Below are 20,218 nucleotides of genomic sequence, written 5' to 3'. Positions count from 1 at the left end.
TTCTACTTTATAATTTGATTTATTTTATATTAGTTTTTCATTAACTTGTTCCACTCATCTTCAAAGTTGCTATATGGTTTAGCACTTTCTGGAGCAGAATCAACAACTACATTTTTTCCTTTTTTCCACTCACGGTATCCGTAGTATAAAACTACTAATGCTGCGATACCGATTAATGCTGGGGAATGAGAAAGTGCAATGGACAAACCGATTAAACCAACAATACCCCAAGCTAACTTTCCAAAGAATGATTTAGCTCGCACAAATGATTTATAGCTCCAGTACACAACTCCTGCTCCAATGGCGAATCCTACAATACCAGCAAGACTACCAAGAGCAATTAAAGCCAAAATACCGGCTGCGATAAACGCTAGAAATTGTTTCATCTTGTGCTTGCCTCCCTTCGATTTGATACTCTTATCTTAACTATTTTTTCATTTTTTCATAACGAGCTTAAGAACCGTTTTTAACTCAGACTTAAGACTGAGTTCCATTCAGCCTTTTGTAAAATATAAGGAAAGATAGGATAACTCACTCTTTTATCGCACAGAAAAAGCCGTACAGAGAATATTCTCTGTACGGCTTTTTGTTGCTACGAATAAAATTCATATTTAATTATGCTGTTTTATGATACTCTTTCTTTTCCGCCACTTTAGAAAACCTGGGGAAACCAATTAATATAGAAATGATTCCACATACGCCAACTAAAATTGGATAAAATGCATATGGTAACAATTCGATCGGAGATAACGCAGCAAACCCTGCCGCTGTTAACATTTGAGCACCATATGGGATTAACCCTTGTATACAGCAAGAGAAAAGATCTAATACACTCGCTGATTTACGGGGATCAATTTCATATTGATCTGCAATGTTTTTTGCAAGCGGACCTGTAAAGATAATTGAAATCGTATTATTCGCTGTACAGATATTCGTCATACTCACTAAACCAGCAATGCCGAACTCTGCTCCTTTTTTCGAACGAATATTACGTGTTAAAAGATTCATTAAATATTGAATACCACCATTATACTGAATAAGCTCAACCATACCACCGATTAAAATGGCAAGTAATACTAATTCCATCATACTGCCCATTCCAGTCGTTACACTTTTAAAGAAACTCTCTAACGTATAACTTCCATCTATAAGACCGATAACACCAGATAGTACAGTTCCACCAGTTAATACAATGAGTACATTCCAGCCAAGTAATGCTGTAACAAGTACACCTGCATATGGTAATATCTTCACCCAATCAAATGTTTGAGCTTTAATTTCTGTATCACTTCCTAAAGTAAACATTACTAATAGTACAATTGTAATGATTGCAGCTGGCAATACAATTAAAAAGTTCGTTTTAAACTTATCTTTCATTTCTGTTCCTTGCGACCTTACAGCTGCAATTGTTGTATCAGAAATAAATGATAAATTATCACCAAACATCGCTCCGCCCACAACAGTAGCCATCGTTAGTGCAATTGAAATATCAGTTTGCCCACTAATACCTACAGCAATTGGCGCTAATGCAGCAATAGTTCCCATTGAGGTTCCCATCGCTAATGAAATAAATGCCCCTATAACAAAAATTCCAGCAACGATAAATCCTTGTGGTAAAATAGATAACGCTAAATTAACAGTTGAATCCACTCCGCCCATTCCTTTTGCTGTTTCAGAAAACGCCCCTGCAAGTACAAAGATTAATACCATAATCATAATATCTGGATTTCCTGCACCTTTTGCAAATCGTTCCACTTTCACATTAAAACTTTCTTTACGATTCATCGCTAATGCGATTCCTACTGCAATTGAAATCGCTATAAGTATCGGTAATTTATAGAAATCACCTGTAATAATTCCAGAACCAATAAATAGCGCCAAAAATATTCCAAGTGGTAATAACGCTAAACCATTTCCTCTCGTTTCTTTCAAAGTATCATCTCTCCCTAGTTTTCAACCTTTTCTAATGAACAACAAAAGACCTCTTCCAACGAGAAGAGGTCTTATACATCTATAAGAAACACTCTTCTCATCTTTCAAGCACATGCTTGCTGGATTTGGCACAGCACTCTGAAATCGAGTCCGCTGCCGAGGCATCGTAGGGCCAGTCCCTCCGCCTCTCTTTATAAGAAGGTTTCATATTTATTTTTAAATAATAATTTCTTTCCTAACTTTACTCGCTTACAAAACAAAAGTCAATTATTTTTTGTATAGATTTTTTTGGTAATTATACAAAAAGGTGAATAAACCAATCATTTCAACTTTTTAACTTCTTTATCCAATATTGAGATCCAATAAAATTTTCTATTTTTTATCGTCGCGATAATCCATTTTGTTGTATGCCATGCTAACTCATATTCTTCCTTTGTAACATCACCAATTTTGTAAGCATCCTCTAACTCGTCTTCATCCAGTACATAGACCTCACCGTTCGGTAACAATACTACATCTAAATATAAATCATCAAAATAAGGTAAACCACGATCGTCTATTTTAAATTCTTTCGTCACATCGATATAATATTGCACTAATTGTTTTTGATTGTCTAACATAGCTGTAATTGCAAAGTTTTTGCCGTTTATAAAATATTGCATCCATGTATACCCATCACCTGCAATGCAAAGCTCTTTACTATTGTATTCTTTATAACTAGGCTCTCTCACCTTTTTTATATCCAATATTCCTAACATACCTGCTTCAACTTGTTTTACTGTGTATGTCTTCTCTATTAATCGCTTCCACGTAGAACCATCACCGTACTTACGTTTCATAACTTTCTCTCCTCTTCTACATACAGAAAAGCTCTCACATAATATGTGAGAGCTTTTCAAATCCTAATTAAGCCGCTTGACCCTTTTCAGATATCTCTTTTAAATAGGCTTGTCCTTTTTCAGCGTCATATTGACCTTCCCACTTAGACATAACTACAGCCGCTAAAGAGTTACCTACAACGTTAACTGCTGTACGAGCCATATCTAGAATACGGTCAATACCTGCAATAAACGCTAAACCTTCAGCTGGAATACCTACTGTACCAAGTGTCGCTAATAATACAACGAATGATACGCCCGGTACACCCGCGATACCTTTTGATGTAACCATTAATACAAGTAATAATGTAATTTGTTCCGTAATGGATAAATCAATACCGTACATTTGCGCTAAGAAAATTGCTGCAATTGCTTGATATAAAGTTGATCCATCTAAGTTAAATGAATAACCTGTCGGAATAACGAAAGATGTAATTGCTTTCGGGCAACCAAATTTCTCCATTTTCTCCATGATTTTCGGTAAAACTGTTTCTGAACTTGCTGTAGAGTACGCTAAGATCAGCTCGTCTTTTAAAATCTTAAAGAATTGGAAAATGTTAATTCCAAATATTTTCGCTGTAAGTCCTAATACAACTACAACGAAGAAGATCATTGCTCCGTATACTACAATGAGTAATTTTCCTAATGGAATTAATGAAGAAAGACCAAATGTAGAAACTGTAACACCAATTAATGCGAATACACCAAATGGTGCAAATTTCATAACTTGGTTCGTAACGTAAAACATGGCGTCTGCTACACCTTGGAAAAATTGTAGCACTGGTTTACCACGCTCACCAATTGCTGCTACACCTAAACCAAATAATACTGAGAAGAAGATAATAGCAAGCATATCACCTTCAGCTAATGATTTCATAATGTTCGTCGGAACAATATTTACAAATGTATCCGCAAACGAATGACTTTGTACTTGCTCTGTTGTTTCTGCATATTTAGAAATATCCGTTTTTGTTAATTTTTCCATATCAACGCCTTTTCCAGGTTGGAAAATGTTCGCTATTAATAGACCAACAACAATTGCAATTGTTGTAATAATTTCAAAGTAAAGAATTGTCTTTCCGCCTAGTCGGCCTAGTTTTTTAACATCGCCAACACCAGCAACCCCAACAACAATACTTGCTACAACAATCGGCACAACGATCATTTTAATTAATCGGATGAAAATATCGCCAATTGGTTGTAAGTACTTCGCAACTGCTGGATTATCAAAGAAAATCGCACCAACTGCAATACCTAGTGCAAGACCAATTAATATTTGCCATGCAAGTCCTATTCTTTTCATACTTGTTGTAACCCCCTTCGATGTGTCACTCTATCTATCTCTCATTCTATCTATCTCTATAAAACTAAGAAATTAAGAGTATTACATATTATTCGACAATTCACTACATTTTGTCCCTGTTAAAAATCATAAATCAAAATTTAAAATCTGACAACAAAATAAGTTTGCCCGAATGCAAATAATTTTCTTGACAAAAATAAAACCCATGTCAGAAAACCTAACATGAGAACGATTCCTCACTAGTGATTTATAGGTTTTTAAAGTAATGTTTCACCATCGAAAACTCCATCATTTTCCATGTTTTTTTTAGAACAAAATAGAAAATGGTGCATTTTTGTATGCATGCAAAAATTTCACTTTATGACAAACACTACGAAAAGATACTAAATTCCGACAAAACTTAGCAAATTTATAAAGTTTTCTTTACATTATGATTACAACGATAGACACCCTTCTTCTTCTTATGATATATACATTCATAGGGAAAGGAGCAAGACAACAATGAAAAAGAAATTTGCAGCATTTAGTGTTTTAGCAGCTGGAACGATTTTCGTTTCCCCGTTACTTTCACCCGTATACGCTGAAACGAATGAAAATAAATTATCTAATATTCAATCCGAATTAGAAGGCAAACAAAATGACTTACAAAATAAATCAGCTGAGAAAGAACAAATAGAAAAAGAAATCCAGGAATTACAAAAGAAAATCGACGAATTAACTACTTCTATTAATAAAAACGAAGCTGAATTAAACGATACAAAAAAAGAAATTAGCAACACACAACAAGTTATTACTGAAAAAAAGAAACATATAGAGCAATTACAAACGAACATAGATACACGGCAGGAAGTTATTAAACAACGACTACAATCTATGCAAGAAAAGCCTCGTACGAGTATCATTACAGAAGTAATAACAAGTTCTGCAAATATTGCCGATCTTGTTGATAATATGTATTCTGTAAGTTTAATTTTAAATAACGATACAGATATTGTGAAAAAGCAAACAAGTGATCAAAATGCTGTGACGACAGAAAAAGAAGCTGTTGAGAAAAAAGAGCAACAACTGAAAGAATCCGAGCAAAAATTAGTACAAAAACAACAAGAGTTACAAAATAACCAACAACAGCAACAAACTTTTATTAACGATCTACATACGAAAGTAGCAAAAGTAGATTCTGAGATTGAAGGATTAGAAGAGTCAAAAGGCATTTTAGAAAACCAGCGTCAAGCTGTTCAAAAAGCAATTGAAGAAGAAAAACGTGCAGAAGAAGCGCGTAAAGTTGAAGAGGCACGCAAGGCTGAGGAAGCAAAAAAACAAGCCGCCGCTTCTGCTAAAGAAAGCACACAATCCGCACCAACACCACAAGATACGAACAAAGGTGGATTTATTAAACCAGCAGCTGGATCGAAAACTTCAGGATTTGGTACACGTTCTTTAGATAACCATAAAGGAATCGATATTGCCGCTTCAGGGACAGTGCCAATCATGGCTGCTGCAGATGGCGTCGTTATCCGTTCAGAATTATCATCTAGTTACGGAAACGTTGTATACTTATCTCACCGTATAAACGGAAAAACATATACAACTGTATATGCACATATGAGTAGCCGTTCTGTATCTAATGGACAAACTGTAAAACAAGGTGATCAACTTGGGTTTATGGGAAATACTGGCCAATCTTTCGGACAACATTTACACTTCGAACTTCACCTTGGAGAATGGAATGTCGGTAAGACAAACGCTGTCGATCCATCTCCTTATATCGGACTATAAAAACTCGGTGCATACCGAGTTTTTTTACTACCATTTCACACTTTATAGGCATTTCACATAAACTACAACTAAATGCCTATATTTTGCGGGGTGGTAAATATGAATACACAATTACAAGAAGAAATAGAAGAAGCTAGAGAAACATACATCGGTCGGTTATTTACATTCGGCGGCTCAGCGTTATTTTTAATTGGATCATTTATCGCAGTTGTCACAGCTTATAAAGCATATAATCGCTTATTAAATACTTCTACAACATAATAAAAAGACGGAGAAATCTCCGTCTTTTTATTATGCAAACATTTTAAATACGCCTACCGCATTTAAAAATACGATAATTACAGTTACCGGAATAACATAACGAAGTAAGAAGAACCAAATGTTAAATAATGTTTTCCCTTTCGTTTCCGTAACTTCTAATTCTTTCATTAATAACTCTTTACTCATTTTATTTGGTACGAATAGCGAAATGGCTAGTACCCCTAACGGCAGTAACACATTACTCACCGAAAAATCGACGAAATCAAAGAATGTCTTACCAAATATTTTCACATCACTCATAATTCCAAACGATAACGCTGATGGAATTCCAACTGCAAAAATAAGAATACCAATTAATAACGAAGCTGACGGACGCTTCTTCTCATTATCTTTCGCAACAGATGCTACTACAATTTCAAGCATTGAAATCGCAGATGTTAAAGTCGCAAAGAAGAATAAAACTAAAAACATAATGAAGAAAAATTGTCCAAATGGAATTTTCGCAAAGACAGCAGGAAGAACGATAAACAGTAGCCCTGGTCCTTCTGTCGGTTTAACTCCTAATGCGAAAATCGCCGGAAAAATCGCTAATCCTGCAAGTACTGTAACAAATACAGTTAAACTTACAATAGATGTTGCTGATTTAGCTAAATGCTCTTCTTTCTTTAAATACGAACTATACGTTACCATTACCGAGGCACCTACCGTTAGTGAGAAGAAAGATTGTCCCATCGCATATAAAATCGTATCTGCTGTAAGCTTTGAAAAATCTGGTTTTAAGAAGAACTCTACCCCAGCCATAGCACCATCAAGTGTTAACGCACGAATAATGATAGCAATAAATAAAATGAATAATAGCGGCATCATGTACTTACTTGCCTTTTCTATGCCTTTTTCCACACCTTTACTAACAACAAAAATGGTACAAAGCATAAAGATGAATTGCGCCCCAATCGCACTTACTGGATTTGCAATTGTTTCAGCAAACAATTGCCCATAATCGACTACTCCGTTCCAGAAACTACCTGTGACACTATAGTATAAATAAAGTAAAATCCATCCACCTACAACACTATAAAAAGATAGTACGCTAAAACAAGTAACAACCCCCATACGACCAATCCAAGGATATAACTTGCTATTTGGTACTAATACTTTATAAGCTGTAACTGCCTCTTTTTGAGTACTACGGCCAATAACAAATTCAGCTACAAGAAGAGGCATACCAATAAATATAGTTAATAGTAAGAATACAAGGAAGAATGCGCCTCCCCCGCCATTACCTGCAACATATGGAAACTTCCATATTGCCCCAAGACCTACTGCGGCTCCCGCTGCTGCGAGTACAAAGCCTATTTTCGACGTCCATTGCTGTGTTTCTTTCATTATAATTTCTCCTTTTCTGAATATTGTGATTTTTATTAATTATACACTTTCATTTCATACTCGCACACCTCCTTTAGAAAATAAAAAAGTCCCCTACACGCAAATATGCATGTAGAGGACGATATATGTAATATAAATACCGTGGTACCACCTCAATTGGATTGATAAATCCCACTTGTTCAAGTACAGGAAAATTCCGATACTCTATCCTTTTAACGGCGGAACCCGGGTTGCCTACTGCAATGTTCAGCATACCTCTCGCAAGCCCATTCTGTATATTTTATCGTACCGGGCTCACACCTTACCCCAGCTCTCTGAACGCATCAAATATACGTACTCTTCTTGCTCATCGATTTCATCTATTGAAGTTACTTGTGATTATAAATTATATTCTTATAGTTGTAAAGCACAATTTATTCATTATCCTATATGAACCTTTCTCTCTAATTCTTGTAAAAACAATTCTCTTTTTTCTCCATTTAGAACATATACTGACTTTAATACTTCTTGTAATAATATATTTCTCTGCCGCTTATCTACTTGTAATTCTTTCACTTTTATTCTTACTTCATATAAAAAATCAAGATACGTTTCATATGTCTCATCATATTTATTTGCGATATCGTCACGAATTTTTTTCGCCAATTTCGGGCTTGCTCCTCCTGTAGAAACAGCTACATTAAGCAAACCACGATGAAACGCTGCTGGAAAATGAACATTCCCACTTTCCGGATTCGTAATAACATTTACCAATTGATTTACCGAGGCATCTTCAGCAATTTGTTCATTTAGTACCGAATTGCTAGTCGCTGCAACTACTAAAAAAGCATCTTTAATATCACTTTTCTCATACTCTCTTTGATACCAACGAATTTGCTTTTCTTCTACAAGTTTCACTAAATTTGCTTCTAATTCTGTACTTACCACAACAATATCCGCACCTTGTTTTAGTAAAGGAATAATTTTAAACCCTGCTACTTTCCCTCCACCAATGACAACAACACGTTTCTTATCAACTCGCACTGTAAGTGGATACATATTGATCTCCCTTCAATATTTCCTCTGTTTTCTGAATTAACATCTCTCGAAACGCTACATTCTTTCCTAAATATGGACTTATTTTTATCTCTTCCGACTCATATTGACGCACTTCTTTCTCAACATGTTTCATGAGTAAGCCTGTAAATAATAAGTAAGGTAACACAACAATGTTCCGTTCTTTTTGTTCTACAATTTCTTTCAACTTCTCATCAAACTTCGGCTCTGCAGCTGCTAAATAACAAACTTCCACCTCTTTAATGTTCTCTTCTTTTTGAAATAAAGAAGAAATCCAATTTATGTCTTGTAAAGTTTCCGGATCACTACTCCCTCTTGCAACAAGCAAAAGTGTTACTTCTTCTTCATAGTCTTGAATGCCACTTCCGTTATATACCGCTTTTACAAGCACTTCTGATACACCAAATGGATTACCATACACTATTTTGATATCCGGATATTCCTCGTTTAACTTTCGTAATTCAAGCGGAATATCTTTCTTTACATGTCCTGCCGCTAATAAAAAAACAGGAATAGCGACAATCTCTGTAGCACCACGCTTCACACATGTACGAAATCCTTCTTCAATAGAAGGACTCGCTAGCTCTAAAAAACAAATTTCTTGAATATTTGCCTCTACACGGTTCATACATGACGTAATAAATGCAACGGCTTCTTCTTTTGCTGCTTTCAAACGGCTTCCATGACATATATATAATACAGCCTTCATTTTACAATACTCCGCTTACTGGATATGCATTTTCCGCTTGTTTCTCAAACCAATGTATCTTTTCTCTAAAACGGACAACTTCTCCAATAACAATCATACTTGGATTTTGAATTTGTTCTTTTTTAGCAACATCTACAATTGTTCCTAACGTCGCTGTAACAGTACGCTGCATAGATGTCGTTCCCCACTCAATAATAGCGGCAGGTGTGCTTTGATCTTTTCCATGTTTTATTAGTTGTTCACATATGTAAGGTAAATTACTAACCCCCATATAGACAGCTAATGTATCTACACCTTTCGCTAAATTTTCCCACTTCACTTCCTCTTCAGCATCCTCTTTTCTATGTCCTGTCACAATAGCAAAACTTGCACTTGCATCGCGGTGCGTTACTGGAATACCAGCGTAAGCAGGAGCGGCTATACCAGCTGAAATACCAGGAATAATTTCAAATGGGATACCTTGTTTGGCTAACGCTTCGGCTTCTTCTCCACCTCTTCCAAATACAAATGGATCCCCGCCCTTTAGTCTCGTTACAACTTTTCCTTTCTTCGCATATTTAATAAGAAATGTGTTAATTGTCTCTTGCTTCATCGTGTGATAATTCGGGAGTTTCCCGCAATAAATTAAATCCGCTTCAGGCTTTGCGTATGAAAGCAACTCTTTATTCACGAGGCGGTCGTATAAAATAACATCTGCCTTCTCGATACATTTCAACCCTTTAACAGTGATTAAATCCGGATCGCCAGGACCCGCTCCAACGATATAAACCTTCCCCATCATCTCTCCTCATTTCTACTATTAAAGTGAAACTTCCATCCTTTTATATGAATGGAAGTTAGAATACTTTCGTATTACAATGTTATTTACTCATGAACAACAAATGCCGCACCTTTTCGAATCTTCTTTTTTTCAAACAAAGAAATCTCCTTTACTTCTGGCAACGGTAAAAAATGCTTTTCAAGCTCAATCTCCGCAAGCTTAAATGCCTGTTCTTCACTTTGAGCAACAACGACTATTGGAACAACACTATTCGCTATTACAGCTTCAAATCGATATAAATCCATATTGTCCCTCCTAAGACGCTATTACTTCTTCTAATACACGATTTAGTACAATTTGTAATTCTTCCACTCCAACACGCCCTACGAAATCATAAAACGTTTCGGCTAGTAATTTATTCTTTTGGAAATAACTTAAAAAGGACACGAGAACATCCGGCAAATCTTCTCCATCTATTTTCCCTTTTAATTTTTCGTTATATGCTCCTCCGTCTAATAGCGTTCCGCCCACATATATTTCAAACGCCTCAACGATTCCCTTTTCCTTCGTTTTCAGTTTTATCCCTTGCAAACCAATATCAGCAATTTGACGTTGACCACAGGAATTCGGGCATCCTACCATATGAATTCGAACTGGAACATCGAGTGCAATTTGTGTATCTAAGTACTCTGCGATTTTGCGTAATCTTTCTTTCGTTTCTACTAACGCAAGATTGCAATACTCAATACCAGTACATGAAACCGCATGACCAATAAATGATTTCGGATTTGCAGAAATTGCTTCAAACAAAGGTTCACTTAATAATCCTGCAACATTTTCTGGCGGAACATTCGGAATAATGAAGTTTTGTGAGTTACAAGTACGAATTTGCCCGTTTCCATATTGCTTTGCAATTCTAGCAATCTCAAACATTTCCTCTGCATGTAAACGTCCTACTGGTACATTAAAGCCGACATACTTTAATCCTTCTTGTTTTTGATCTTGAACACCATAAAAGTATCCTGCATTCCAGCCTTTGAGAGCACTTTCCCCTTTACTTTGCAATAGGCCTGTGTATTCTACTAATTTCTCTTTAAATTTCTCAGCGCCCCAGTCAGCGACAAGAAATTTCAAGCGTGCTAAGTGGCGTTTTTCACGATATCCAAAATCACGGAATATAGTAGCAATTGCAATCGATACTGCCTTCACTTCTTCTGGTAAAACGAATACATCTAATTCTTCCGCTAAGTACGGACGAGCTGATAAGCCTCCGCCTACTTTTATGTGAAAACCAACTTTTTTCTCACCATCTATTTCTTTCGTAGCAGGTGTAAATGCCACACAGTTAATCTCTGCATTTGCTGAATTATAAATGTTAGAACTAATAGACATTTTAAATTTACGTGGTAGATTAGAAAACTCTTCATTATGTTGGAAGTAATCGTATATTTCTTTAACAATCGATGTTGTATCAAATAGTTCATTCGCATCAATTCCAGCAAGTGGATTACCTGTAATATTACGCGTAATATCACCGCATGCCCCTGCTGAAGATAAACCAGCTCTCGCTAATCTTTTAAAAATATCCGGAATTTGCCCAATTTCTAACCAATGAAACTGAATCGCCTGTCTTGTCGTAATATCTAACACATCACGCCCATAATCTTCAGCGATGGAAGCTAGCACCTCTGCCTGCGCATTTGTAATAATCCCAGAAGGAATATTGACACGCATCATAAAATAGCCCGCTTCTTTCGGTCGTTGCAAATACAATCCCGCCCATTTAAAGGCGTCCCACTCTTCTTTCGGAATAGATTCAAATCCATTCTCCGCATAGTAAGGAATATCATTAAAGATTTCTAATCCGTCTTTCTCTAATTTCTTTTTCTCTGTTTGATTTAATTTTTCAGTATTAGCCCACACTTTTTCATAACTCATCTTTTATCCCCCTATATGAAACTACGCTCTTGTAAGTACTTCACAATTTGTTCTGCACATTCTTCAATAGAATACTTGTGCGTTTCTACAATTAATTCTTCTCGTTCTGGTTCCTCATACGGTGAATCAATGCCCGTAAACTGCTTAATATCACCTTGTCTCGCTTTTTTATAAAGTCCTTTCGGATCACGTTTCTCACATTCTTCAATCGGACACTTCACAAAGACTTCAATAAATTCATTTGCTGCCAAAAGGTCTCTAACTTGTTTACGATCTACTCGATATGGTGAAATAAACGCTGTAAGGACAACTGTTCCTTCATCTACAAACAACTTCGCCACTTCACCAATACGCCTTATATTTTCCATACGTTCACTTTCAGAAAAACCTAAATCCTTATTTAAACCGTGACGAATGTTATCCCCATCTAATACATAGTTTCCGATATTGTTTTCAAATAGTTTCCGAGCCACCGCATTTGCTACTGTTGATTTACCCGAAGCTGATAAGCCTGTAAACCAAATTACAAAACTATGATGACCATTCTTCACTCTTCTCTCTTCCTTTGAAACAGACGCTGCATGCCAAGTAATATTTGTATCCATCTCGTTCTCTCCCTATTCTGTTACTGCTTCTTTCTTCAAACCTTTAATTAACACTTCCACTACTTCTTTACGGCTAAATGCACTTGGTGGAATCTCTCCATTTCGTAACATTTCTCTTACTTTCGTACCTGACAAAATAACATGGTCCGCTTTCTCGTGTGGGCACGTTTTTGTCGAAGCCATCGCCTCACATTTAACGCAATAAAAACTATGTTCAAAAAATAGCGGCGTAATTCCTAACTCTTCCACCGTAAAGTCAGTAAAGATTTCCTGCGCTTCATATGTTCCGTAATAATTTCCCACTCCAGCGTGATCCCGCCCTACAATAAAATGTGTACAGCCGAAATTTTTTCTTACAAGCGCATGAAATATCGCTTCACGTGGTCCTGCATAACGCATCGCTGCGGGAAATACCCCTAAAAAAACGCGATCTTTTGGATAATAATTTTGCAGTAATACTTCATAACTTTCCATCCTTACATCAGCTGGAATATCATCTGATTTCGTTTCACCAACGAGCGGGTTTAAAAAGAGACCATCTACAATTTCAAGTGCAGATTTTTGAATATATTCATGTGCACGATGTACAGGATTGCGTGTTTGGAAACCAACTACTGTTTTCCATCCCCGTTTTTTAAATTCTTCTCTTGTTTCGATTGGATCTAAATAATAAGAAGCAAACTGATTATTTTCAGAGCGTTGTATTAGAATAATAGCTCCTCCAACGTAAACGTTCGGTCGATCGTACAATTTTTTCACACCTGGATGAGCCTCATCCGTCGTTTTATACACGAGTAACGCTTCTTTTTCTTTATCCGGTACAAAAATATCTTCTATTTGAATAACACCATATACAGTTCCATCTTTAACCAGTTTTACTTCTTCTCCAATTTTCAATCTATCCGCTTCTTCTTCTGTTACTGGTAATGCAATCGGTATACTCCAAACACTACCGTTTACTAAGCGCAGTGTTTCTACAACTGAGTCATAATCTCTCTTCCCTAAAAATCCTGTAAGTGGACTATATCCCCCTATCGCCAGAAGTTCTAAATCACTAAGCGCAATTTTGTCTAGCTCAATTTCTTTTACAATATTCGATATGTCATATGTTTCATCAATACGGTTTACTAATTTATTTGTTATACTCATCTTTTTATATCCCCTCTTAGCTTTATTTCAAGATTTATCTTATTGAAAATGAAGTCCGCATTCTGTCTTCATTTTCCCAGCCCATCTTCCATCTCTTGAGTCGCCACCATCTCCTACAGGCAATGTACATTTTTCACACCCAATACTTGGATAGCCAACATCATGTAGCGGATTATACGGCAAACTATGTTTGTATACATATCGCCAAACTTCTTTCCAAGTCCAATGAATGAGCGGACAAATTTTAATAGACCGAAAACGATGATCTTGATTCACAAATTTTGTATGCTTACGCGTTTCTGATTGTTCCCTTCTAAGGCCTGATATCCACGCTTTTTCGGCTGCTAATGATTTTTCTAGCGGCAAAATTTTTCTGATCTTACAACAGAGATTCGGATTACTTTCCCATAATTTTTCTCCATGAAGCTTCGCCTGTTCTTCAAGTGTAAGTGCTGGCTGTTTTTCTATAATATTTAATGAAGGAAATCTCTCTCGTACCTTTTTAATTAATTCGTACGTTTCTTGAAAGTGAACATTTGTATCTAAAAATACAACTTTAGCAGATGGATTTACTTGGTTTATAAGATGCAATAAAACCATCCCTTCCACTCCAAAGCTACATGCATATACAATTTCACCTTTATATTCTTTATAAGCCCAACTTAATACTGATAGCGCGCCTTTCGTTTCATCTTCTTCTGAAAATGAAATACCATTTTCTTCCCACGTTTCATACGTCAACATGTTTTTTCCCCCTGTAAAAGCAAAAAGACGGTTTTAATCTATAAAATAGATTAAAACCGCCTCTAGTTTTTCTAGTCAGCGCTTTTTACTTTAAACGGACCTTTTCACTTTTCTCTAATTGAATCACTTTTCCATCTTGCACCACAATTGTAATTGAACCATATTTCATATCAGCAAGCATCGTTTGAATTTTTTCGGACACTTCATCAAAATGTTCCCGTACGCTCACGCAAACAGCCCCCCTTTTTATTCATAAAAAAAATCTTTCCCATTTCGAAAAGACTGTTCGGTAATATATTTTACCTTATCTTTCAAAATGGATTCCATTTTGCTGGATTTAGCACCTTGCTTTCTATAAGCAGGTTGCCGAGCTTCGTAGGGCCAGTTCCCTCAGCTTCTCTTGATAAGCTTTGTATTTGTATTTTATCACAATTCAGATTTTTTTCAATCCTAGTTTTCCGATATATTTAATTATTTTCCTTTTTTTGAAAGGAGTTGCCTTTACTAGACAACTCCTTCTTTCTCATTCACACCAGCTCTTTAATACGTATGCGATCGTTCCCAATAATATTTTCATATGTTTCACGTTCTACAACAATTTGTGATGTTCCGCCTTTTGCGAAGACTACAGCCGGTCTACGAATACGATTATAATTATTAGCCATCGAGTACCCATATGCACCTGTACAAGAAATCGCTAGTAAATCAGAAGAAGCAACTTTAGGGAGGTTAATATCCCAAATCAGCATATCTCCACTTTCACAACATTTCCCAGCAATCGAAACAAGTTCCTCATTTTCATCATTCCCTCGATTCGCCAACATCGCCTCATAACGTGCTCCGTATAGAGCCGGCCTTAAATTATCTGTCATCCCACCATCGACTGAAACATATTTTCTTATGCCTGGAATCTCTTTCACCGCTCCGACTGTATAAATTGTTGTTCCCGCATCCCCTACAATACTACGTCCTGGCTCAATCCATATTTCAGGAAGCGGATATTCACATAATGTAAACTGCTCTCTCACCGTACTTGTTACAGCGTGCACATACGTTTCAAGTGTTAACGGTGTATCAGACTCCGTATAACGTATACCGAAACCTCCGCCGACATTTAATACTTTCACCACATAGTTTGTTCGCTCTCTCACTTCTTCTAAAAATTGACGTAGTACTTCAATTGCTCGAACAAAACCAGCCGTTTCGAATATTTGTGATCCGATGTGCGAGTGAATTCCTAGCACATTATAATTTGATTTTTGCAAAGCTAGCTCAATTGCTTGCATCGCTTGACCATTTGAAACACCAAATCCAAACTTCGAATCCTCTTGACCTGTTGTTATATATTCGTGTGTATGTGCCTCTACTCCAGGCGTTACACGGATTAATATGTTCACAAATTTCCCATGTTGCACTGCTAAATCATGTAAAATTTCTAATTCTAAGAAATTATCTACCACAAAACAACCAATATTTGCCTGAAGAGCCATAATCATTTCTTCTTCTGTTTTATTATTTCCGTGAAAATGAATGCGCGAAGCCGGAAATCCTGCTTGGAGTGCAGTATATAATTCTCCTCCAGAGACAACGTCTAAAGACATATTTTCTTCACGAGCTACTCGGCACATCTCCATGCACAAGAACGCCTTGCTAGCATATGCTACTTGATAAGAGAAACCACTTTCTTTAAAAGCACGATGAAACGCACGACATTTCCCTCGAATAGACTCTTCATCGTATACATAAAGTGGTGTTCCGTATTGTTTTGCTAGTTGCGTCGTATCGCACCCTCCAATTTCTAAGTGTCCTTGCCCATTGATTCGGCTTGTGCCGTGTAAATACATTTGAATTCCTCCCTTATTTCCTCTAAAACTCATAACCCCAATCTTCTATTCATTGCAGCACGTTTTTAGATAGACAAAAAACGCGCGGAACAATGTTCACACGCGTTTCTTATTAGGAAAAATATATATTGAAAAAATAAACAAGTTGTTATCTTCTCAAAATAAGAAACCGCATCAACATCTCCAAATAGCTCTCCATAAAATAAATATTATGACAGTACTACATTTATTCAATGCAGTCCCAATATATGAATAACGTGGTCATTCTTATATTTCGGCAATAGTCCCTTTCAACCTATGATCACAGATTCCACTAAATCTCCCATAGCTTACTCTTTCCTATCGCGGCCTCTACCTTTGAGAGTAGATGAGGTAAGTCTATTTAATTTTCAAACATCTAATTGTTGCTATTAACAATACCAAAGGACCATTTTATTTGTCAAACAATTTTTTATATTGTTTTTTTACAGTTTAATTTCGTATCATTTGGTAAGCGCTTTATAGAAATTTTTGTAACAGTCCATTCTCCTTCTTCATTGTTAAACGTCATACTTATCTTCTCAAACGGCGGAAGTACTTTTCCACCTATTCCTGATTCATATTTCGTTATTTCAATTACTGCTTGAAATAAATATGTACCGCTATAAAGTTTTTTTAGACTAATAATTTTGGGACAATCAAACGGTTTTAATTTTCCATATTGTTTCTCAATCGCTTCATTCATTTTTGGAAATAACACAGAATAAAGAGCATCTTCCATGAGCGGTGCATCATATTGTGCTACTGATACACTCGGTGAAACAAAAAGCATAAAACTAATGCATACTATAAAATATAATAATTTCCGCATCATAACCTCCGTATCATTACGCGATACTTTCCATGTTTAACGAATGATAATAATCATACATAGAAATTCCATTTTATTGTCTCCCACTTCGCTTTTTCTACTCAATTGTTGCAAAAAAAGCCCACAACTCTCCTTTATTTTCGTATAATGATACTCATAGTATAATAATCATAATAATAAAGGACTGTTCGTATATATATAGTGAGACGATTTTCAAACAAACTCACAGGAACTGTCATGCTTTTAAGAGAGGAGTATATTATGCTACAACATCTGTTTCCAAAATTACGATTTGCACTCGTTGCAGTCGTTTTATTATGGATTAAAACATATATTGTGTACAAGCTAGCATTTGATATTAAAATTGATAATTTCTTTGAAGAATTTATGCTTTTTATTAATCCACTAGCTTCATTACTTTTATTTTTCGGTTTAGCTTTACTTGCATCTAAGTACCGAAACCGAATTATTATTGGAATTAGTTTTATACTGTCATTTATTTTATTTGGAAATGCAATGTTTTACGGGTTCTATAACGATTTTGTTACTTTTCCTGTTTTATTCCAAACAAATAATATGGCTGACTTAGGAACGAGCATTAAAGAGCTCTTTACGTACAAGACATTACTTTTATTTGCAGATGCAATTATTTTAATGTTTATTTCACGTAAATTCCCATCATTTTGTGACAGGACGCCACTTTCTCGTTCTGAGAAACGGACTTTCTTTAGTGGTGTAACAGCGCTATTGGCACTGCAAATTACTGTTTCAGTTATTTATAAACCACAAATGTTCTCACGCTCATTTGATCGTCAAACTGTCGTGAAAAATTTAGGTTTATACACATATCATCTATTCGATATTACACTTCAATCTAAATCTTCGGCTGAACGTGTATTTGCAAGTGGCGACGGATTCTCCGAAATTAAAAATTATACTGACGCAAAAGATAAGCAAGTTGATAAAAACTTATTCGGAGCTGCAAAAGGTAAAAATGTAATTTTAATTTCAATGGAGTCTACACAAAGTTTTGTTATTAATAAAAAAATAAATGGAAAAGAGATTACTCCATTTTTAAATCAGTTTATAAAAGATAGTTTTTACTTCGATAACTTCTATCATCAAACAGGACAAGGTAAAACTTCCGATGCTGAATTTATCGTTGAAAACTCACTTTATCCGTTAGACCGTGGTTCTGTATTCTTTACTCATGCAACAAATGAATATACTGCCACACCCGAACAGTTAAAGAAATACGGATATTCTTCCGCTGTCTTCCATTCAAACGATAAAACATTTTGGAATCGTGATGTAATGTATCCTGCACTTGGATATGATCGTTATTTTAATTTAAATGATTACGTAGGCACTGAACAAATGTCTGTCGGTTGGGGATTAAAAGATAAAGAGTTCTTTGAACAATCTATTCCAAAGTTAAAATCTTTACCGCAACCGTTCTATACGAAATTTATTACTTTAACAAATCATTTTCCGTTTCTCTTAAGTCCAGAAGATCAATATGTTGATGAGTTTAATTCGGAAAGCGGTGTTCTAAACCGCTATTTCCCAACGGTTCGCTACACGGATGAAGCTCTCAAATTATTCATTAACCAATTAAAAGAAGAAGGACTATACGACAATTCCGTTATTGTCATTTATGGGGATCACTACGGCATTTCCGAAAACCATAATGCAGCTATGGCTCAGTTCCTTGGGAAAGACGCTATTACACCATTTGATTCTATGCAATTACAACGCGTCCCCCTCATTATTCATGTACCTGGTCAAGAAGGAAAAGTTATCTCTAAAGTATCAGGACAAATTGATATTAAACCAACGCTGCTTCATTTACTTGGTATTAAAACGAATCAATCAGTTGAATTTGGAACTGACTTATTTATAAAAGAAAAAGATCCACTTATGGTAATGCGCGATGGTAGTTTTGTAACAGAGGATTATGTGTATACAAAAAATATGTGCTACAAAAAAAGCTCAGGTGAAGAGGCAGATGTAGCACTATGTCAGCCGTATATTGAAAAAGCAAAAACAGATTTAAAACTCTCTGACAAACTGATTTATGGAGATTTATTACGATTCGATCCTAACAATCGATTTAAAACTGGAACGATGACAACGAAATTTGAATAATGTAGGAAGCAACTTTGTGAAAAGTTGCTTCTTTTTTACTTACACTTCAAATCTTTCACAAATTGGGAATTTCTTTCGTATGAAAAAGAAATTTATGGTATGATAAAATAAGTAAACTTTCGTACACTAATTAAGAATTTATAACAGAAAGCAAGGGATCAGATTTTGTATAGAGCAGCTATTCCAAACTTATTTACGCTCGGAAATTTATATAGCGGATTCTTGTCAATCGGCTATGCATCTTTAGGATATTATAAATCAGCTGCTATTTTAGTACTTATCGGGATGATGTTAGATAGTCTTGATGGTCGTGTTGCTCGTTTATTACGCGTTGATTCACAAATGGGAAAAGAGCTTGATTCACTCGCAGATGTTGTAACATTTGGCGCAGCACCTGCTGTTTTAATGTATTACACATCTTTTTCCAACTACGGAATCATTGGACTATACATAGCGGGATTATTCCCACTGTTCGGAGCATATCGCTTAGCACGATTTAATGTAACACCATCTTCTACTTCCATGAAATATTTCACTGGAGTTCCGATTACTGCAGCTGGAGGGCTTGTCGCTTTCCTAACATTATTTTCAAATACCATTCCAAAAATCGTTCTTATTACAGTATTTGTAACGTTCGCATTTTTAATGGTGAGCCGAATTCGCATCCCAAGTTTAAAAGATGTACCAATTCCACGATATAGCATAATTATTACACTATTTTTAGTTGGAAGTATTATCACAATGTACCAAACAGGTTTTGGTAATTTTTCTGTTTTCTTATTCATTGCCATTCCACTATATATTTTGTATATGCTATCTCAATTCCTTAGACAAAGACCTTCTAAAAAAGCAAATAAAGAAAAATAAAAGAAACCTTCC

Annotated in this window: 20 protein-coding genes, 3 riboswitches and 1 other annotated feature; of the genes, 4 read left to right on the top strand and 16 right to left on the bottom strand. The window is 35.8% G+C overall.

Annotated features, from left to right (window positions below; all coding sequences use genetic code 11):
* Positions 1–29: 29 nt before the first annotated feature.
* The 4 genes from MHB76_RS07170 to gltP all read right to left on the bottom strand — a co-directional run bounded on the left by MHB76_RS07170 (position 30) and on the right by gltP (position 4,113).
* Positions 30–386, bottom strand: coding sequence for a lmo0954 family membrane protein (locus MHB76_RS07170; protein ID WP_002011676.1), 357 nt, complete (start codon positions 384–386; stop codon positions 30–32).
* 229 nt (positions 387–615) lie between these two features.
* Positions 616–1,932 (bottom strand): Na+/H+ antiporter NhaC family protein, encoded by a 1,317-nt coding sequence (locus MHB76_RS07165; protein WP_078174436.1) that lies wholly within the window; start codon positions 1,930–1,932, stop codon positions 616–618.
* A gap of 94 nt (positions 1,933–2,026) precedes the next feature.
* A riboswitch (SAM riboswitch) is annotated at positions 2,027–2,132 on the bottom strand.
* 120 nt (positions 2,133–2,252) lie between these two features.
* Entirely contained in the window at positions 2,253–2,771 is a 519-nt protein-coding gene (locus MHB76_RS07160) for a DUF402 domain-containing protein (RefSeq protein ID WP_078174437.1), read from the bottom strand.
* A gap of 67 nt (positions 2,772–2,838) precedes the next feature.
* On the bottom strand, positions 2,839–4,113 hold the full coding sequence (gltP, locus tag MHB76_RS07155; protein WP_002202649.1) for a glutamate/aspartate:proton symporter GltP: 1,275 nt from the start codon (positions 4,111–4,113) through the stop codon (positions 2,839–2,841).
* A 501-nt stretch (positions 4,114–4,614) separates the two neighbouring features.
* On the opposite strand from gltP, the gene MHB76_RS07150 reads away from it, so the two are divergent.
* Positions 4,615–5,889: a murein hydrolase activator EnvC family protein gene (locus MHB76_RS07150; RefSeq protein ID WP_340986085.1), complete on the top strand. Its 1,275-nt coding sequence runs from the start codon at positions 4,615–4,617 to the stop codon at positions 5,887–5,889.
* Positions 5,890–5,988: 99 nt separating this feature from the next.
* Complete coding sequence (locus tag MHB76_RS07145; protein WP_002158647.1) at positions 5,989–6,150, top strand: hypothetical protein; 162 nt, start codon at positions 5,989–5,991, stop codon at positions 6,148–6,150.
* 30 nt (positions 6,151–6,180) lie between these two features.
* Here MHB76_RS07145 and MHB76_RS07140 read toward each other — a convergent pair whose 3' ends face one another.
* The 12 genes from MHB76_RS07140 to MHB76_RS07085 form a co-directional block, all read right to left on the bottom strand.
* A complete protein-coding gene (locus MHB76_RS07140) occupies positions 6,181–7,536 on the bottom strand; it encodes a sodium-dependent transporter (protein ID WP_002158648.1) in 1,356 nt (451 codons plus the stop codon).
* A 111-nt stretch (positions 7,537–7,647) separates the two neighbouring features.
* Positions 7,648–7,895 (bottom strand) — a binding site (T-box leader).
* Between the two features lie 61 nt (positions 7,896–7,956).
* Positions 7,957–8,574, bottom strand: coding sequence for an NAD(P)-binding protein (locus MHB76_RS07135; protein ID WP_078174440.1), 618 nt, complete (start codon positions 8,572–8,574; stop codon positions 7,957–7,959).
* On the bottom strand, positions 8,549–9,301 hold the full coding sequence (locus tag MHB76_RS07130; RefSeq protein WP_002158650.1) for a sirohydrochlorin chelatase: 753 nt from the start codon (positions 9,299–9,301) through the stop codon (positions 8,549–8,551). The genes MHB76_RS07135 and MHB76_RS07130 overlap by 26 nt, the downstream gene beginning before the upstream one ends.
* Position 9,302: 1 nt before the next feature.
* Positions 9,303–10,079 (bottom strand): uroporphyrinogen-III C-methyltransferase, encoded by a 777-nt coding sequence (gene cobA / locus MHB76_RS07125; RefSeq protein ID WP_078174441.1) that lies wholly within the window; start codon positions 10,077–10,079, stop codon positions 9,303–9,305.
* Positions 10,080–10,165: 86 nt separating this feature from the next.
* Positions 10,166–10,366, bottom strand: a complete 201-nt coding sequence (locus MHB76_RS07120) for a DUF3906 family protein (RefSeq protein ID WP_002158652.1) — start codon at positions 10,364–10,366, stop codon at positions 10,166–10,168.
* Positions 10,367–10,376: 10 nt separating this feature from the next.
* Positions 10,377–11,999, bottom strand: a complete 1,623-nt coding sequence (locus tag MHB76_RS07115; protein ID WP_078174442.1) for a nitrite/sulfite reductase — start codon at positions 11,997–11,999, stop codon at positions 10,377–10,379.
* Between the two features lie 11 nt (positions 12,000–12,010).
* Complete coding sequence (cysC, locus tag MHB76_RS07110; protein ID WP_002158654.1) at positions 12,011–12,604, bottom strand: adenylyl-sulfate kinase; 594 nt, start codon at positions 12,602–12,604, stop codon at positions 12,011–12,013.
* Positions 12,605–12,616: 12 nt separating this feature from the next.
* A complete protein-coding gene (gene sat, locus MHB76_RS07105) occupies positions 12,617–13,753 on the bottom strand; it encodes a sulfate adenylyltransferase (RefSeq protein ID WP_078174443.1) in 1,137 nt (378 codons plus the stop codon).
* A gap of 39 nt (positions 13,754–13,792) precedes the next feature.
* The gene (locus tag MHB76_RS07100) at positions 13,793–14,497 is read right to left on the bottom strand and encodes a phosphoadenylyl-sulfate reductase (RefSeq protein ID WP_002158656.1); all 705 of its coding nucleotides are present in this window, start codon (positions 14,495–14,497) and stop codon (positions 13,793–13,795) included.
* A gap of 85 nt (positions 14,498–14,582) precedes the next feature.
* Complete coding sequence (locus tag MHB76_RS07095) at positions 14,583–14,726, bottom strand: YezD family protein (RefSeq protein ID WP_002149491.1); 144 nt, start codon at positions 14,724–14,726, stop codon at positions 14,583–14,585.
* 72 nt (positions 14,727–14,798) lie between these two features.
* A riboswitch (SAM riboswitch) is annotated at positions 14,799–14,907 on the bottom strand.
* Positions 14,908–15,024: 117 nt separating this feature from the next.
* The gene (gene lysA / locus MHB76_RS07090; RefSeq protein ID WP_002158657.1) at positions 15,025–16,341 is read right to left on the bottom strand and encodes a diaminopimelate decarboxylase; all 1,317 of its coding nucleotides are present in this window, start codon (positions 16,339–16,341) and stop codon (positions 15,025–15,027) included.
* Positions 16,342–16,521: 180 nt separating this feature from the next.
* Positions 16,522–16,703: riboswitch (Lysine riboswitch) on the bottom strand.
* Between the two features lie 89 nt (positions 16,704–16,792).
* The gene (locus MHB76_RS07085; RefSeq protein ID WP_002158658.1) at positions 16,793–17,191 is read right to left on the bottom strand and encodes a DUF3888 domain-containing protein; all 399 of its coding nucleotides are present in this window, start codon (positions 17,189–17,191) and stop codon (positions 16,793–16,795) included.
* A gap of 261 nt (positions 17,192–17,452) precedes the next feature.
* On the opposite strand from MHB76_RS07085, the gene MHB76_RS07080 reads away from it, so the two are divergent.
* Together MHB76_RS07080 and pssA are read left to right on the top strand one after the other, a co-directional pair.
* Positions 17,453–19,339, top strand: coding sequence for an LTA synthase family protein (locus MHB76_RS07080; protein WP_033716758.1), 1,887 nt, complete (start codon positions 17,453–17,455; stop codon positions 19,337–19,339).
* A gap of 165 nt (positions 19,340–19,504) precedes the next feature.
* Complete coding sequence (gene pssA / locus MHB76_RS07075; RefSeq protein WP_002158661.1) at positions 19,505–20,206, top strand: CDP-diacylglycerol--serine O-phosphatidyltransferase; 702 nt, start codon at positions 19,505–19,507, stop codon at positions 20,204–20,206.
* The last annotated feature ends 12 nt before the right edge of the window (positions 20,207–20,218 follow it).

It is taken from the genome of Bacillus sp. FSL M7-1345 (genome assembly GCF_038006985.1).
Taxonomy (GTDB): domain Bacteria; phylum Bacillota; class Bacilli; order Bacillales; family Bacillaceae_G; genus Bacillus_A; species Bacillus_A cereus_U.
Note: the sequence above shows the minus strand (reverse complement) of the source record. Positions and strands in the feature narration are given on the sequence as shown.

What these genes read in the sequence shown, in the direction of transcription:
- MHB76_RS07170 (WP_002011676.1), bottom strand. Translation starts at nt 386, where the DNA reads ATGAAACAATTTCTAGCGTTTATCGCAGCCGGTATTTTGGCTTTAATT.
- MHB76_RS07160 (WP_078174437.1), bottom strand. Translation starts at nt 2,771, where the DNA reads ATGAAACGTAAGTACGGTGATGGTTCTACGTGGAAGCGATTAATAGAG.
- gltP (WP_002202649.1), bottom strand. Translation starts at nt 4,113, where the DNA reads ATGAAAAGAATAGGACTTGCATGGCAAATATTAATTGGTCTTGCACTA.
- MHB76_RS07150 (WP_340986085.1), top strand. Translation starts at nt 4,615, where the DNA reads ATGAAAAAGAAATTTGCAGCATTTAGTGTTTTAGCAGCTGGAACGATT.
- MHB76_RS07145 (WP_002158647.1), top strand. Translation starts at nt 5,989, where the DNA reads ATGAATACACAATTACAAGAAGAAATAGAAGAAGCTAGAGAAACATAC.
- MHB76_RS07140 (WP_002158648.1), bottom strand. Translation starts at nt 7,536, where the DNA reads ATGAAAGAAACACAGCAATGGACGTCGAAAATAGGCTTTGTACTCGCA.
- MHB76_RS07135 (WP_078174440.1), bottom strand. Translation starts at nt 8,574, where the DNA reads ATGTATCCACTTACAGTGCGAGTTGATAAGAAACGTGTTGTTGTCATT.
- MHB76_RS07130 (WP_002158650.1), bottom strand. Translation starts at nt 9,301, where the DNA reads ATGAAGGCTGTATTATATATATGTCATGGAAGCCGTTTGAAAGCAGCA.
- cobA (WP_078174441.1), bottom strand. Translation starts at nt 10,079, where the DNA reads ATGGGGAAGGTTTATATCGTTGGAGCGGGTCCTGGCGATCCGGATTTA.
- MHB76_RS07120 (WP_002158652.1), bottom strand. Translation starts at nt 10,366, where the DNA reads ATGGATTTATATCGATTTGAAGCTGTAATAGCGAATAGTGTTGTTCCA.
- MHB76_RS07115 (WP_078174442.1), bottom strand. Translation starts at nt 11,999, where the DNA reads ATGAGTTATGAAAAAGTGTGGGCTAATACTGAAAAATTAAATCAAACA.
- cysC (WP_002158654.1), bottom strand. Translation starts at nt 12,604, where the DNA reads ATGGATACAAATATTACTTGGCATGCAGCGTCTGTTTCAAAGGAAGAG.
- sat (WP_078174443.1), bottom strand. Translation starts at nt 13,753, where the DNA reads ATGAGTATAACAAATAAATTAGTAAACCGTATTGATGAAACATATGAC.
- MHB76_RS07100 (WP_002158656.1), bottom strand. Translation starts at nt 14,497, where the DNA reads ATGTTGACGTATGAAACGTGGGAAGAAAATGGTATTTCATTTTCAGAA.
- lysA (WP_002158657.1), bottom strand. Translation starts at nt 16,341, where the DNA reads ATGTATTTACACGGCACAAGCCGAATCAATGGGCAAGGACACTTAGAA.
- MHB76_RS07085 (WP_002158658.1), bottom strand. Translation starts at nt 17,191, where the DNA reads ATGCGGAAATTATTATATTTTATAGTATGCATTAGTTTTATGCTTTTT.
- MHB76_RS07080 (WP_033716758.1), top strand. Translation starts at nt 17,453, where the DNA reads ATGCTACAACATCTGTTTCCAAAATTACGATTTGCACTCGTTGCAGTC.